Origin of the sequence: Oceanibium sediminis (assembly GCF_003265325.1) — a bacterium.
Classification (GTDB): Bacteria; Pseudomonadota; Alphaproteobacteria; order Rhodobacterales; family Rhodobacteraceae; genus Halovulum; species Halovulum sediminis.
Genome location: NZ_QGNX01000010.1, coordinates 38,840 through 52,744, shown reverse-complemented (window position 1 = coordinate 52,744; position 13,905 = coordinate 38,840). Strand labels below are relative to the sequence as shown.

Genomic DNA, 13,905 nt, shown 5'->3' with positions numbered 1-13,905 from the left:
TGTGCAGTGCACACATACTCCTGATCGGCGCAGGAACAACGTCTCTTGCGGCATTGCCGGTATGCATGGGCTGCAACGCTCCCCCCGGGGGCCCCATTTGGCCGGATCGGCCGCAAGGAACACACGACAGGATGCAAATTCTCCAGAACATCGCCGCATTCCACTCGCCCGGGTTCCGCCTTTACTTCATCGGCAACGCCTTTGCCCTTCAGGCGCTGTGGATCCAGCGCACGACGCTGGCCTGGCTGGCCTGGGATCTGTCGGGCAGCGCCAGTTTCGTCGGCTGGGTCGCGTTCCTGAACTTTGCGCCGGTGATGCTGACCGGCCCGCTGTTCGGGGCTCTGGTGGACCGTGCAGAAGTGCGCCGGGCCGCCGCTATGGCGCAATTCGCGATGTTCACCATCTCGGTGGCGATGGCGGGCAGCTACGGACTGGGGTGGATGTCGACCACCTTGCTGCTGGGCTTTGCCATGTCGATCGGCATCGTCACCTCGGCGCATCATCCGATCCGCATGAGCCTCGCGCCGCTGCTGGTCCCGCGAGAGGCGATTGGCTCCGTCTCGAGCGCGGCGGCGATCAACTTCAACCTCGCGCGCAGTGTCGGCCCGGCCATCGCCGGTATGCTGATCGCGCAGTTCGGCATCGGCACCGGGCTTTGGGCCATCGTCGCGCTGTCGCTGCCCTACCAACTGATCCTGCCGTTCCTGCACCCGCGCGAGCGCCAGTACAGCGGCGCGCCGGATATGGGGCTGTTCGCGGCGCTGGCTTCGGGCTTCGGCCTTGCGATAAAATCGCCCTTCATCCGCACGGTGCTGGCGATAACGGCGGCCAATGCCGTCGTCGGGCGGGGCCTGCTGGAGCTGATGCCGCTGATCGCGGACGGGATCTACAAGCAGGGGCCGGCGGGACTGGGGATCCTGACCTCCGCCACGGGGCTCGGGGCGCTGTGCGCGGCAGGTCTGTCGGTGATCCTGCCGCGCCAACCCGCGGGGACCGTGCCGCTGGCCGCGCGCATCGCCGCCTTTTGCGGGCTGGCGGTCTCGGCGGTGCTGGTCCTGGGCGACAGCTGGCCGCTGACGGTCGCGGCGGCGGCAGCGCTTGGCGCGACCGGCACGGTGATCGGGATCACCATGCAGGCCGCCCTGCTGCCGACGCTGCCCGACGATTACCGCGGCCGGGTGATGAGCCTCTGGGTCATGACCGGGATCGGCAGCGCCGCGCTCGGCGCGCTGCTGCTCGGCAGTCTGGCGGACCTGGTCGGCCTGCCCACGGCGGTTCTATCGGTCGGCGGGGCAGCGTTCTTCTTCCTGCTCACGGCGCCCCGCTTTCTCAGGTGAGTTGGGGCAGAAGGCCTGCAAGCCCTCGATTTGGAACGCGCCGATGGCCGCCTGCCCCTCAGCGGAGACGAGCCAGTCGGACAGTGCCTGCGCCGCCTCGACCTTCGCGTGTGGAAAGCGCTCGGGATTGACCACGATGACGCCGTAGGGATTGAACAGGCGCGGATCGCCCGAGAACAGCAATTCGTTGTCGCGCTTGTTGCCAAAGGTGATCCATGTTCCCCGGTCGGTCAGCACGTAGGCCCCGGTCGCCACGCCGATGTTCAGCGTCGCGCCCATGCCCGAGCCGGTTTCAAGGTACCATCCCCCGTCCGGCAGGGTGACCCCGGCCTCGGCCCAGAGTTCCAGTTCCTTCTTGTGGGTGCCGCTGTCGTCGCCGCGCGACAGGAAAGGGGCTTCGGCCTCGGCGATCCGCACCAGCGCCTCGGACACGTCGCCCGCCCCGGAGATCCCGGCGGGGTCGTCGCCGGGGCCGATCAGCACGAAGTCGTTGTACATCACGTCGCGCCGCTCCAACCCGTAGCCCTCGGCCACGAAGGCATCCTCGGACGGGCGGTGGTGAACCAGCAGAAGATCCGCGTCACCGTTGCGCGCGATGCGCAGCGCCTGCCCGGTGCCGACGGCGACGACGCGCACCTCGATCCCGGTCTTTTCGGTAAATTTCGGCAGGATCTCGGACAGAAGGCCCGAATTCTCGGTCGAGGTGGTGGATGCGACGGTGATGAATTCCGCCGCGGCGGCCGGGATCGCGGCCAGCCATATGGCCGCCGCGAGGCACATATTCCTTATCATAGCAGCCCCCCAAGGTAGCGACGGGCCGCTTCGCTGCGCGGCGCGTCGAAGAAATCCGCGGCCGGGGCCTGTTCCACCAGGGTCCCCTCGGAAAAGAACAGGACCCTGTCGGCCAGCCGGCGCGCCTGCCCGATGTCATGGGTGGACATCATGATCCGCACCCCTCGGGACGCGCTGTCGCGGATCAACTGTTCCAGCGCGGCGGTGGAGCCGGGGTCGAGGTTCGCCGAAGGCTCATCCAGCAGCACCGCCACCGGGTCGCAGATCAGCGCGCGCGCCAGGGCCATGCGCTGCCGCTCGCCCCCGGACAGGCGGGCGGCGGGCTGATCGGCCCGTCCGTCAAGCCGCGCTGCGCGCAGGGCGTCCGCCACACGCGCGCGCCGATCTGCCCCGCGCACACCCTGCGCCTGAAGCGGAAAGCCGACGTTCGCGGCGACCGAGCGGCGCAGGACCGGCGTGCTCTGGAACACGAAGCCCCGGCTTGCCATGGTGCCGCGCGCCGGCTGATCGTTCCAAAGCACCTGCCCCCGTTCCGGCCGGGCAAGCCCGTGGGCCAGGCGCAGGAACAGGCTTTTACCCGCCCCGTTCGGCCCCATGATCATGGTGATGCCGGGCCCCTGCACCTGAAGCGTGAGCGGGCCGAGCAGCCGCTGGCCGCCGGCCTCCAGCGTGGCGTCGCGGATGTCCAGACCTGCTTTCATGCAACCTCGTACTGGCGGCCGAAGCGGGTCAGCCCCTGCATGACGACGTTCACCGCGAAGGCGATGAACATCAGGATCAGCCCCAGCGCCAACGCCAGCTCCAAGTTCCCCTTGGAGGTTTCAAGCGCGATGGTCGTCGTCATCACCCGTGTCACACCGGCGATGTTGCCGCCCACGATCAGCACCGCGCCCACCTCGGCGATGGCGCGGCCGAACCCGGCCAGCACGGCGGTCACCAGAACGAAGCGCGCATCCCACATCAGCGTGCGCACCCTGAGCCACGGCCCCGCCGCGACCGAGGTGAGCATGTCATCGTATTCCCGCTGCATCGGCTGGATCGCCGCATGCACCAGCGCGATGATGATCGGCAGGATCAGGATCGACTGCGCCACGATCATCGCCGCGGGCGTGAACAGAAGCCCAAGCTCGCCCAAGGGTCCGGCGCGCGACAGAGCAAGATAGACGAACAGCCCCGCCACGACGGGCGGCAACGCCATCAGCGTGGAGGCGAGCAGCAACACCAGCCGCCGCCCCGGAAACCGCCAAATCGCCAGCGCGGCCCCGATCGGCGCGCCGATCAACGTCGCGATCAGCGTCGCCGTCAGGCTGACGCGCAGCGACAGGCCGATAATTCCCATCAGCTCCGCGTCCGCCGTCAGCAGAAGTGTCCAGGCTGCTGAAAGAGTATCCATCCGGGGGCGCCATGTTGACTTTGAGTAAAGCGCCCAGACCGGGCATCCACGGATCCGGTGGGCGACGCATGAAAACCGTAGGGCCCTTGCAAGGCGGGTGCAACCCGATATGGTTTGCCCAATGATTCCTCCGGTCGACGCCCCAGGCGACCAAGTCCGAAACGGGCATAGACCGGATACGCAACACTGGGAGACTACAGATGAAGAGACTGCTTCTTGCGACCGCCGCTTCCGCCCTTGTGGGCACCATGGCTTTTGCGGATGGCCACGCGGTCAAGGTTGGCGTGATCCTCGGCTTTACCGGCCCGATCGAATCCCTGACGCCGAATATGGCAGCCAGCGCAGAACTGGCGATGACCGAAGTCTCGGAATCCGGTTTGTTCCTCGATGGCAAGGTGATCGAGCCCGTGCGCGCGGACAGCACCTGCATTGACGCGGCGGCGGCCACGGCGGCGGCGGAACGGCTCATCTCCTCCGACGGGGTCGTGGCGATCATGGGCGCGGATTGTTCGGGCGTGACCACCGCGGTCGCGAACAACGTGGCCGTGCCGAACGGCGTCGTGATGGTGTCGCCCTCGGCCACCTCGCCCGCGTTGACCAGCATCGACGACAATGACCTGTTCTTCCGCACCGCCCCCTCCGACGCCCGCCAGGGCGAGGTGCTGGCCGCGACGCTGATCGACAACGGGATCGAGGAAGTCGCCGTCACCTACACCAACAACGATTACGGCAAGGGCCTGTCCGACAGCTTCATCTCCAACTTCGAGGCGAACGGCGGCACAGTCACGATCAACACCGCGCATGAGGACGGCAAGGGCGACTATTCCGCCGAAGTCGGCGCACTGGCCGCCGCGGGCGGCGAGGTTCTGGTCGTGCTCGGCTACGCGGACCAGGGCGGCGTCGGCGTGATCCAGTCCGCGCTGGACAGCGGCGCCTTCGACACCTTCGCGCTGGGCGACGGCATGTATGCCGACAGCCTGCTCGAAACCCTCGGCAGCGGCCTCAACGGCACCATGGGCACCGTTCCCTGGAGCCAAGGCGAAGGCGCTGACGCCTTCGACCAGGTGGTCGCGGCGGCGGGCGTGGATGGCTCCACCTCCTTCACGCGCGAAAGCTATGACGCGGCTGCGCTGATCGCGCTGGCGATGCAGGCCGGCGGCGAAGCCACGAAGGAAGCGGTTGCCGCGAACCTGCTGGACGTCGCCAATGCGCCGGGCGAGCCGATCCTGCCCGGCGAACTGGCCAAGGCGCTGGAAATCCTCGCCAATGGCGGTGACGTGGACTACGTCGGTGCGACCAACGTCGAGTTGATCGGGCCGGGCGAAGCCGCCGGGACCTACCGCGAGTACGTGGTCAAGGACGGCGAGTACGAAACGGTCCGCTTCCGCTGATTGCCGCAGTTGCCTAAAAAATGGACCCGGGAAGCTTTTTGCTTTCCGGGTTTTCCGTATCTGTTCTAGGGTTTGCGTATGATCCGGGTTGACGATCTTCACATGCATTTCGGCGGCATCCGCGCCGTCGACGGCGCATCGCTCGAGATCGCCACCGGCTCCATTACCGGACTGATCGGGCCGAACGGCGCAGGCAAGACCACGTTGTTCAACGTGATCGCGGGGCACTACCGCCCCACGTCTGGGCATGTATACTTGGATGGGGAGGACATCACCGGCCTGACCCCGCATGAGCTGTTCGGGCGCGGGCTGCTGCGCACGTTCCAGATCGCCCACGAATTCTCCACCCTCACGGTGCGCGAGAACCTGATGATGGTCCCACCCCGCCAATCGGGCGAGCGGTTGTGGGACGCCTGGTTCAAGGGCGCCAAGGTGGCCGAAGAGGAACGCGCCGTCCGCGAGAAGGCAGAAGAGGTAATCGACTTCCTCGAAATCCCGCAAGTGGCGGACGAACTGGCCGGAAACCTGTCGGGGGGCCAGAAAAAGCTGCTGGAGCTGGGCCGCACGATGATGGTGGACGCCAAGGTCGTCTTCCTGGACGAGGTCGGCGCGGGCGTGAACCGCACGCTGCTGAACACCATCGGCGACGCGATCCTGCGCCTGAACGAGGAGCGGGGGTACACGTTCTGCATGATAGAACACGACATGGAATTCATCTCCCGCCTCTGCGATCCGGTGATCGTGATGGCCGAGGGGCAGGTGCTGGCCGAAGGCTCGGCCGACGAGGTGAAGTCCGACGAACGGGTGATCGAGGCGTACCTAGGCACCGGCCTGAAGAACAAGCCGGGGGCGGCGTGATGACAGAGCCTTTCCTGATCGGCGAAGCAATGACCGGCGGCTATGGCAGCGCGGATATCCTGCATGACTGCACGATTTCCGTGGAACAGGGCCAGATCGCGGTGATCGTGGGCCCGAACGGCGCGGGCAAATCCACCGCGATGAAGGCGGTCTTCGGCATGCTGCCCCTGCGCAAGGGCCGGGTGATGCTGGACGGGCGCGACATCACCGCGCTCAGCCCGCAGGCGCGGGTGGCGGCGGGTATGGGCTTCGTGCCGCAGACCTCGAACGTCTTCACTTCGATGAGCGTGCGCGAGAACCTGGAGATGGGCGCTTTCCTTCGGGAGGATGATTTCGAGAAAACCATCTCGCAGGTCTATGACCTGTTCCCGATCCTGAGGGAAAAGGCGAAACAGCCCGCGGGCGAGCTTTCCGGCGGGCAGCGCCAGCAGGTGGCCGTGGGCCGCGCACTGATGACCCAGCCGAAAGTCCTGATGCTGGACGAGCCGACCGCCGGGGTCAGCCCCATCGTGATGGATGAGCTGTTCGACCGCATCCTCGAAGTGGCGGCGACGGGCATCGCGATCCTGATGGTGGAGCAGAACGCCAAGCAGGCGCTGAACATCGCCGACCGGGGCTTCGTGCTGGTGCAGGGGCAGAACCGGTTTACCGATACGGGCGAGGCGCTGCTGGCGGACCCCGAGGTGAGGAAGAGTTTCCTTGGTGGGTGAGAATGTTGAAAAGAAAATGGAATTGGTCCAGTCGCTCGCCGACCTCGCATTCATATATTTTGACGCGGCTCGTAAGGCCGAAGGCGGACGCATACCATTAACGGATGTCGGCGATTTACAGGCAGATCCGGCGATTATGAACCTAATGTCTCATAGCATTGAGCTGAGTATGAAATCATACTTGGCACTTCACGATTACAATAGGAGGCAGATACGCGAATTCGGGCACGACATACTCCTTCTTTACGGACATTGCCGAGTGAAGTCAGAGGAATGGGACACTGGCTTTGCTGAACTCGACCTCGCTACAGTTACAATAATATCTGACCTGCACAAAAATATGGTGTTGAGGTACCTGGAAGAGCCGAAACTAGGATTAGCCCCAACTTTCAATAGATTTTACAGGACTTCTCTTTCCTGTCTTGAGTCATGCGGCGCCATTGAAAACCAACACGAGTTCCTTCAATGACTGACATCCTGAACGCCTTCGTCCTGTTCGCGAACTTCGTCTTCGTGCCCGGCCTCGCCTACGGCGCGCAGCTCGCCCTTGGCGCCTTGGGGATCACGCTGATCTACGCGGTGCTCAGGTTCTCGAACTTCGCCCATGGCGACACCATGGCCTTCGGGGCGATGTGCGTGATCCTGATTACATGGGGGATGCAGGCCATGGGGATCAGCGCGGGGCCCTTACCGACCGCCCTTCTGGCCCTGCCCTTCGGCATTCTTGGCGCGGTGGCGCTGTGCCTGGTCTTTGATCGCACGGTCTATCGCTTCTACCGCGAGCAACGGGCGGTGCCCGTCGTTTTCGTCATCGCAAGCGTGGGCGTGATGTTCATGACCAACGGGCTGACCCGCCTGATCATCGGCCCTGACGACCAACGGTTTGCCGATGGCGAGCGGTTCATCATCACTGCCCGCGATTTCAAGGAAATGACCGGCCTGGCCGAGGGGCTGGCGTTTCGCACGACGCAGGCGATCACCATCGTCGTCGCCGTGATCGTGGTGATCGCGCTGTTCCGCTTCCTGAACCATTCGCGCATGGGCAAGGCGATGCGCGCCTATTCCGACAACGAGGACCTGGCCCTGCTGTCGGGCATCAACCCCGACCGCGTGGTCCTTTACACCTGGATCATCGCCGGGGCGCTGGCGACCATCGCGGGCACGCTTTACGGCCTCGACAAAAGCTTCAAGCCCTTCACCTATTTCCAGCTGCTGCTGCCGATCTTCGCCTCGGCCATCGTTGGGGGCATCGGCAACCCCGTCGGGGCCATCGCGGGGGGCTTCATCATCGCCTTTTCCGAGGTGACGGTGACCTATGCCTACAAGAAGTTCGTCAGCTACTTCGGCTGGGAGACGGACGGCCTACTCCAACTGTTGTCCACGGACTACAAGTTCGCGGTCAGCTTCGTGATCCTTGTTCTGGTGCTGCTGATACGCCCGACGGGCCTGTTCCGGGGGAAAGTGATATGAAACCGTTCCCGCTTTTCATCCTGATGGGGCTGGCGCTCGTCGCCGTGGGCATGTTCCAGAGCTGGAACGTCGCGCTGGCCATCGTGAACCTCAGCCTGATCTCGGCGATCATGGCGCTGGGGGTCAACATCCAGTGGGGCTACGCGGGGATCTTCAACGTCGGGATCATGGGCTTCGCGGCCCTTGGCGGTGTGGCGGCGGTGCTGTTTTCCATGCCCCCGGTGGGCGAAGCGTGGCGTGCCGGCGGCACGGGCATCGCGCTGGCCGGGCTGGCGCTTGGCGCGACGATCTTCGTCGTGGCGATGCTGGTGCGCCACCTGAGCGGCACGCGCCGCCGGGTGGCTGTGACGCTGGCGATCATCGCGGGATACGCGGTGACACGCATGGCCTATGACCCGGCGGTGGATGCCATCGAAAGCGTCGATCCGGCAGCCACGGGCTACCTGGGCGGGCTGGGCCTGCCCATCGTGCTGGGCTGGGCGGCGGGCGGCGTGCTGGCGGCCGGGGTCGCCTGGGTGGTGGGCAAGATCAGCCTTGGTCTGCGCTCGGACTACCTTGCGATCGCGACGCTGGGGATCTCGGAAATCCTGCTGGCCGTCATCAAGAACGAGGACTGGCTGACGCGCGGCGTGAAGAACGTGACCGGCCTGCCCCGCCCCGTGCCCTACGAAGTGGAGTTGCAGGAAACCCAGTGGTTCGCCGACCTCGCCCTGCGGCTGGGGCAGGACCCCGGCGCGCTGTCGGGGATCTTCGTGAAGTTGCTTTACGCGGGGCTGTTCCTGGTCGTGCTGATCGTCCTTTACTGGCTGAGCGAGCGCGCACTGCGTTCCCCCTGGGGGCGGATGATGCGGGCGATCCGCGACAACCGCGACGCCGCCGAGGCGATGGGCAAGGACGTGACCGCGCGGCATTTGCAGGTCTTCGTGCTCGGCTCGGCCGTGGTGGGGATCGCGGGGGCGATGCTGGTAACGCTGGACGGGCAGTTCACGCCCACCTCCTACCAGCCGCTGCGCTATACCTTCCTGATCTGGGTGATGGTGATCGTCGGGGGCTCGGGGAACAACACCGGCTCGGTCCTTGGGGCCTTCGTGATCTGGTTCCTCTGGGTGCAGGCGGAACCGGCCGGGCTGTGGCTGATGAGCATCGTGACGGATCGCCTGCCCGACGACTCGGCCATCGCCGGGCATTTGCTTGAGGCAGCGCCCCACCTGCGGCTGTTCCTGATGGGGCTGATCCTGCTGATCGTGCTGCGCTTCAGTCCGCGGGGACTGGTTCCGGAGCGACGGGCCCGCGCCGGGTAGCGGCCCAGACCAGCACCGCGCCAAGGCAGACCATGCCGGTCATCACCACGGCCATGGCCCTAGGGGTTTGCCCATCGAAGTAATGCGCGCAGAGGTAGCCGCCAAGCGCCGCCATGCCGAGCTGGATCGAGCCGAGCAGGGCCGAGGCCGGTCCTTGGGGCGCATCCGTCGCCACTTCCAGCACCACCAGCGGGCCGGCAGCCAGGACGAAGGCGAGGAACACGCCGTAGAGCGACATGGCCGCCAGGATGACGGCGACGGAATAGGCCCCGCCAAGCACCGCGCCCAGCAGAATGCCCATGGCCGCCAGCATGCCCACGGAGGCGATGCGCAAGAGTTGGCCGGGCGCGAAGCGGTTGCTCAGCCGGGTCGCGATGATGTTGCCGATGATATAGGCCCCGACGATCGCCACGTGGGACAGGCCGTAGCGTTCCGTCGGCAGTCCCAGCACGTCGATGAAGATCACCGGCGCCGCCGTGATGTAGGAGAAGTAGGCCCCGAACAGCAGCGACACGCCCATCGCTGCCCCAAGGTAGCCCGGGAACGCCAGCAGCTGCGCGTAGTCGCGCAGCGATCCGGCCAGGTTCAGCGGCTTCGCTTCCGGCAGGCTTTCAGGGACGATGCGCACCACGGCCAGCATCACCGCGATCGCCATGATGGCGATCAGCCAGAACCCCGCCTGCCAGCCGATCCAGACATGCAGGTAACCGCCAAGCAGCGGCCCGATCGCGGGCGCAAGGCCCAGCGTCGCGCCGTAAAGCGCCATCACCTTCAGGGCGCGCTTCTCGTCATAGAGCTCACGGATGATCAGGATGATCACGACCGAGGGTACGCTGGACAGCAACCCTTGCACGAAGCGCCCGGTCAGCAGCGACTCCATCGTCGGCGCAAGCGCGCAGAGGACCGAGATCACCGCGAACAGCACGAAAGAGCCGACCAGCAGCCGCTTGCGCCCGAAGGCATCGGCCAGCGGCCCGTGGACGAGCTGCGCCAGCGCATAGGCGGCCAGGTTGATGCTGACCGTCATCTGCGCAAGCTTCACGCTGGTGTCGAATACCTCCGGCAAATCGGGAATCGACGGCACGATCAGGTCCGTGGAAAGGACGCTGACCGCCGTACATGCCGCAAGAATGTAGGGTACTGCCGGTCCCGGGCGTTGGCGGGAACCTGCCGTCATGCAGCCCCCTTACCCGATATTGCGCAGATAATCCGTCGAGAACCCGAAACGGGCGGGTTGGTCTTGCCAATGGCGGCTGTCAAAATCATTGAATGCACTTGGATGAATGAATTCGTCCCTGAACCAGGGATACTTGGCGGCGTCGAATGTCCCGATGAGCCAGTCGATCATGGTCGCCACACGGGGGGTGCGGCGGGCGTCGGGATGATAGGTCATCCAGACGTCGATACGGTGGTGGATCCCAATGTCGATGGGCTCGAGATCCTTGAAAAGGGCTGCGGCAAATGTCGGCAGACCGCCGATGCCCGCGCCCCCGTGCACGGCGGAAAAATGCGCCGCCGAGGAATTGGTGCGAATGCCGACGACGCCTTCCACATCCTCGATCCCGAGGTAGCGGGGCCAGGCGCCCTCATCCAGCTGCGGGCCGACCTGGTCCACCAGCCGGTGATCCAGCATGTCCTGCTTGGTCTGCGGCATCCCGTAAGTGTCGAGGTACTGGCGCGCCGCGAAAGGATAGACGTGCAGCGAGCACAGGCGGCGGCGCATGACGTGGGGGTTCGTCGGCTCGTCGAACTGGATCGCGACGTCGGCTTCCATCCGGCTGACGTCCACCGTCTGCTCGGTCGCCTTCAGGTCGATCACCATCATCGGGTTGCCGCGCTGGAAATCGATCAGCCGGGGCATCAGCCAATAGGTGCCAAGGCCCTCGGTCGCGGACACGCGCACGATGCCGCGCTTCTTCGAATCGAACGTCTCGATCCGGCGCTGGAAGTCGAACGCGCCCTGCTCGATCTGGTTCGCGCTGGACACCAGACGCGAGCCTTCGCGCGTAAGTTGTACCCCGTTCGGCAGCCTGTCGAAGAGCGTGAAACCAAGCTCACCCTCTAACGCACTGATTCGGCGGACAACTGTCGAGGAAGTAAGCCCCAGCGTTTTCGCAGCAGCTCGAAAGCTCAGCGCACGGGCGCAAGCCAGAAAAATCTTGAGATCGTCCCACGAGGGGTCTGAAACTGTCTTTTTCATGCCTGTCCGCTGCAAATACGCAGCGACCCGATGCTGATTCTATGCCCTGCGAAGATGCCAGCTTAGCGATACATTTTCTACTTAAAAGTGAGTTAGAGACCAAACGGGGGCCAGTTCGCGGCAAATTCTTGTCGTGATCGCAAAGTGATGCAGCATTTTCCTAAAGAATTCGACGCGCTCGATCCAATTGTCGCCACAAAGCGGGTGAGGATTTCGCGCAGCAGTGCCGAGGAACTGGCCGCGATTTATCCCCGGATCGCCGCAGCATTCATGCAGCACATGGCCACCCTGGAGACCTGCGAAAACATCCGACGGCGCCACCATGACAATATCTGGTCTATCCACGACCGGCGCAACAACCATCTGGTCGGACTCTACGCGATGGCGATGCTTTCGCCCGCAGGACATGCCGCGCTGGATTCCGGCACCTTCGATGCACCGGACCCCCGGCTCAGCCACGTGGCGGCCACCGGCGACCCGGTCGCGGCAATCTACAAATGGGGTGTCTTTGCCCCGGGGATCGCGGTCGCCGCGATCCCGCTTATCGCGGAACGGCTCAACGGGCCGGATTACCGCGATCTCGACTTGTACGGTAACGGCTCAACAGAAGCCGGCCAGAGGATCATGCAGTCAGTGGGATTCAGACGGGTGGAAGACCCGCGCACCCCACTGCTTTTCCGGTATGAGCGGCTCAGCAAACGCGGGCTGTTCGATGTTACACGGTACTCCTCGTAAAGGGCCACCCAATCATAGAGCACCTGGAGAACGAATATGCCTGACGGACAGAATTTCAACGTCGATCCCGCTAACGGAGCGCGTAAAGCGCCACCGAAACTTGAAGTAACCACGGTCAAGACCATCAACGACATGATGCGCGTGACCGCCATCCGCGCCGCCGTCTACATGGCGGAGCAGGACTGCCCCTACGAGGAGGAGTTCGACGGAAACGATTTCTGCGCCACCCACATGATCGGCTGGGTGAACGGAGAGCCCGTCGCCTGCCTGCGCCTGCGCTACTTCGGCGGTTTCGCCAAGATGGAGCGCGTCGCCGTGCGGCACCACTTCCGCAAGACGAAGATCGCCTTCAAGATGATCCGGGCCGGCATCGAACATTGCCAGCGCAAGGGATTCTCCAAGGTCATCGGCCACGCCCGTGACGAATTGATCCCCCTTTACCGTTTGTTCGGATTTCGTGTGGAAGAAAACGCCAGGTCACTGGTGTTCTCGGACTACTCGTACACCGAGATGGTCCTGACGGGGGAACTGCCCGAAGGCGCCATCACGCTGGAAAGTTGTCCCTACGCCCTGATCCGCCCCGAAGGCGACTGGGATCGCCCGGGCGTACTGGAGCAGTCTGTCGACCGCTCTGCCGAAGCCGATGCCGGTTACGCGATGGCCGCTGAATAGGGAGTGTATTCTTGAGTATCATTGTACGCCCCGCCATAGGGGTTTTCCGGCGCACCATGCCGCTGGTGGTGGTCTTCGGTGCCTATCGCGGATTCAACGACGCAGAGCCGCTGGACGACGTGGATGTCACCACGGTGACGGAATCGGTTCGCTTGGCGCGAAAGATGAAGATGCCGCTTGCCTTCTGCAGGGCGGTGCGAAAAGACGGCAGCTTCGCCCGCGGGGTCTGGCTGCCGGATTGCCGTCCGAAGGTCACTGACAGCGTGTTCGATCACCCCGAAGGTTCAGCCTTTCAGAATCGTGAATTTTTGAATGTTTTCACGAAGATCACTGCCCGCGAAATCTATGCCGTGGGGCCCCGAAATGATTCGTCCATGGGCGCCACAGTGCGGCAAAGCATGGGCACGGATCGGGCCATGCGCATCGTCATGCCGGCGCATCCGCTGCAAAAATGCAGCACCATGCGCGGAATGGCGGCTCCGGTTCACCGGTTCGTGGCAAACTTCGACCTGGACCGGGACATCCAATTCGCCGAATGGGCGGCTTCCATTTGCCGCTTTCAGCAGATGGACGGCCCGACAAAGCAGCAGGCGGCGACGTGAAGTACTCCAAGCGGGCGCAGATCCGCGATCTGCAATTTTGACAAATATATAAATGATTTATCAAAAATTTTGAAATTTTTTTATAAATAGGGAATACACATTCAAAATCAGATTGTAGAAGTGATCTGATTTATACTTATACGAAAGCTTTTTCGGACCTTATGAAGGTCAATTATTCAAGCCGGGGCGCGATGCATTTTTGCACATTCTAGCGCGATGGCGTGTTTCAAGGCTAACATGAACTTGCCCACGGTCACTTGGGTGCACATTTCCGGTCAGTGTTCTCTGGGGGAGCCTGCTGTTCGGATCGCACAGAACCGGGACCGAGGGTCAGGCGGTATGGGCCACGTAGCGGTCCGCACTGTCGGGTGTAACGAGTAACGCGCGCATGACTGATCTGTGTTGTTTGTCAGCGCGTGCGCGTGGTCCTCAAGGCCGCTGGCC

Annotated in this window: 15 protein-coding genes and 1 pseudogene; 10 read left to right on the top strand and 6 right to left on the bottom strand. The window is 64.0% G+C overall.

The genetic code is table 11. The annotated features are described in order from the left end of the window. The first annotated feature begins 131 nt into the window (after nucleotides 1-131). The gene (locus DJ029_RS18810; protein WP_157966449.1) at nucleotides 132-1,337 is read left to right on the top strand and encodes an MFS transporter; all 1,206 of its coding nucleotides are present in this window, start codon (nucleotides 132-134) and stop codon (nucleotides 1,335-1,337) included. Here DJ029_RS18810 and DJ029_RS18805 read toward each other — a convergent pair. The 3 genes from DJ029_RS18805 to DJ029_RS18795 are packed head-to-tail and all read right to left on the bottom strand — an operon-like array spanning nucleotide 1,278 to nucleotide 3,522. Then, a complete protein-coding gene (locus DJ029_RS18805) occupies nucleotides 1,278-2,129 on the bottom strand; it encodes an ABC transporter substrate-binding protein (protein WP_112324037.1) in 852 nt (283 codons plus the stop codon). The genes DJ029_RS18810 and DJ029_RS18805 overlap by 60 nt on opposite strands. Continuing rightward, the gene (locus DJ029_RS18800) at nucleotides 2,126-2,830 is read right to left on the bottom strand and encodes an ATP-binding cassette domain-containing protein (RefSeq protein WP_112324036.1); all 705 of its coding nucleotides are present in this window, start codon (nucleotides 2,828-2,830) and stop codon (nucleotides 2,126-2,128) included. The genes DJ029_RS18805 and DJ029_RS18800 overlap by 4 nt, the downstream gene beginning before the upstream one ends. Then, nucleotides 2,827-3,522, bottom strand: coding sequence for an ABC transporter permease (locus DJ029_RS18795; protein WP_112324035.1), 696 nt, complete (start codon nucleotides 3,520-3,522; stop codon nucleotides 2,827-2,829). Before DJ029_RS18795 ends, DJ029_RS18800 begins: the two co-directional genes overlap by 4 nt. A gap of 200 nt (nucleotides 3,523-3,722) precedes the next feature. On the opposite strand from DJ029_RS18795, the gene DJ029_RS18790 reads away from it, so the two are divergent. From DJ029_RS18790 to DJ029_RS18765, 6 genes are all read left to right on the top strand, one after another. Further along, the gene (locus tag DJ029_RS18790) at nucleotides 3,723-4,913 is read left to right on the top strand and encodes an ABC transporter substrate-binding protein (protein ID WP_112324034.1); all 1,191 of its coding nucleotides are present in this window, start codon (nucleotides 3,723-3,725) and stop codon (nucleotides 4,911-4,913) included. Nucleotides 4,914-4,991: 78 nt separating this feature from the next. After that, on the top strand, nucleotides 4,992-5,771 hold the full coding sequence (locus DJ029_RS18785) for an ABC transporter ATP-binding protein (RefSeq protein WP_112324033.1): 780 nt from the start codon (nucleotides 4,992-4,994) through the stop codon (nucleotides 5,769-5,771). Further along, nucleotides 5,771-6,481, top strand: a complete 711-nt coding sequence (locus DJ029_RS18780) for an ABC transporter ATP-binding protein (protein WP_112324032.1) — start codon at nucleotides 5,771-5,773, stop codon at nucleotides 6,479-6,481. The genes DJ029_RS18785 and DJ029_RS18780 overlap by 1 nt, the downstream gene beginning before the upstream one ends. After that, a complete protein-coding gene (locus DJ029_RS18775; RefSeq protein WP_157966448.1) occupies nucleotides 6,474-6,950 on the top strand; it encodes a hypothetical protein in 477 nt (158 codons plus the stop codon). Before DJ029_RS18780 ends, DJ029_RS18775 begins: the two co-directional genes overlap by 8 nt. Continuing rightward, nucleotides 6,947-7,951, top strand: coding sequence for a branched-chain amino acid ABC transporter permease (locus DJ029_RS18770; protein ID WP_112324030.1), 1,005 nt, complete (start codon nucleotides 6,947-6,949; stop codon nucleotides 7,949-7,951). Before DJ029_RS18775 ends, DJ029_RS18770 begins: the two co-directional genes overlap by 4 nt. Next, nucleotides 7,948-9,252 carry a branched-chain amino acid ABC transporter permease gene (locus DJ029_RS18765; RefSeq protein WP_112324029.1) on the top strand — a complete coding sequence of 435 codons (1,305 nt, stop codon included), beginning with the start codon at nucleotides 7,948-7,950 and terminating at the stop codon, nucleotides 9,250-9,252. Before DJ029_RS18770 ends, DJ029_RS18765 begins: the two co-directional genes overlap by 4 nt. Here the strand turns inward: DJ029_RS18765 and DJ029_RS18760 are convergent. The 3 genes and pseudogenes from DJ029_RS18760 to DJ029_RS22530 all read right to left on the bottom strand — a co-directional run. Beyond that, nucleotides 9,206-10,429, bottom strand: a complete 1,224-nt coding sequence (locus DJ029_RS18760; protein ID WP_112324028.1) for a multidrug effflux MFS transporter — start codon at nucleotides 10,427-10,429, stop codon at nucleotides 9,206-9,208. The two genes, DJ029_RS18765 and DJ029_RS18760, sit on opposite strands and share 47 nt — an antisense overlap. Before the next feature lie 9 nt (nucleotides 10,430-10,438). After that, nucleotides 10,439-11,239, bottom strand: a complete 801-nt coding sequence (locus tag DJ029_RS18755; protein ID WP_232823136.1) for a LysR substrate-binding domain-containing protein — start codon at nucleotides 11,237-11,239, stop codon at nucleotides 10,439-10,441. Nucleotides 11,240-11,260: 21 nt separating this feature from the next. Next, nucleotides 11,261-11,452, bottom strand: a pseudogene (locus tag DJ029_RS22530) (helix-turn-helix domain-containing protein); the annotation flags it as partial. Nucleotides 11,453-11,596: 144 nt separating this feature from the next. Between DJ029_RS22530 and DJ029_RS18750 the strand changes: the two are divergent. The 3 genes from DJ029_RS18750 to DJ029_RS18740 are packed head-to-tail and all read left to right on the top strand — an operon-like array spanning nucleotide 11,597 to nucleotide 13,461. After that, nucleotides 11,597-12,187: a hypothetical protein gene (locus DJ029_RS18750; protein WP_198671195.1), complete on the top strand. Its 591-nt coding sequence runs from the start codon at nucleotides 11,597-11,599 to the stop codon at nucleotides 12,185-12,187. A gap of 36 nt (nucleotides 12,188-12,223) precedes the next feature. Beyond that, nucleotides 12,224-12,859, top strand: a complete 636-nt coding sequence (locus DJ029_RS18745) for a GNAT family N-acetyltransferase (protein WP_112324025.1) — start codon at nucleotides 12,224-12,226, stop codon at nucleotides 12,857-12,859. An 11-nt stretch (nucleotides 12,860-12,870) separates the two neighbouring features. Continuing rightward, on the top strand, nucleotides 12,871-13,461 hold the full coding sequence (locus DJ029_RS18740; RefSeq protein WP_157966447.1) for a hypothetical protein: 591 nt from the start codon (nucleotides 12,871-12,873) through the stop codon (nucleotides 13,459-13,461). Nucleotides 13,462-13,905 lie beyond the last annotated feature (444 nt).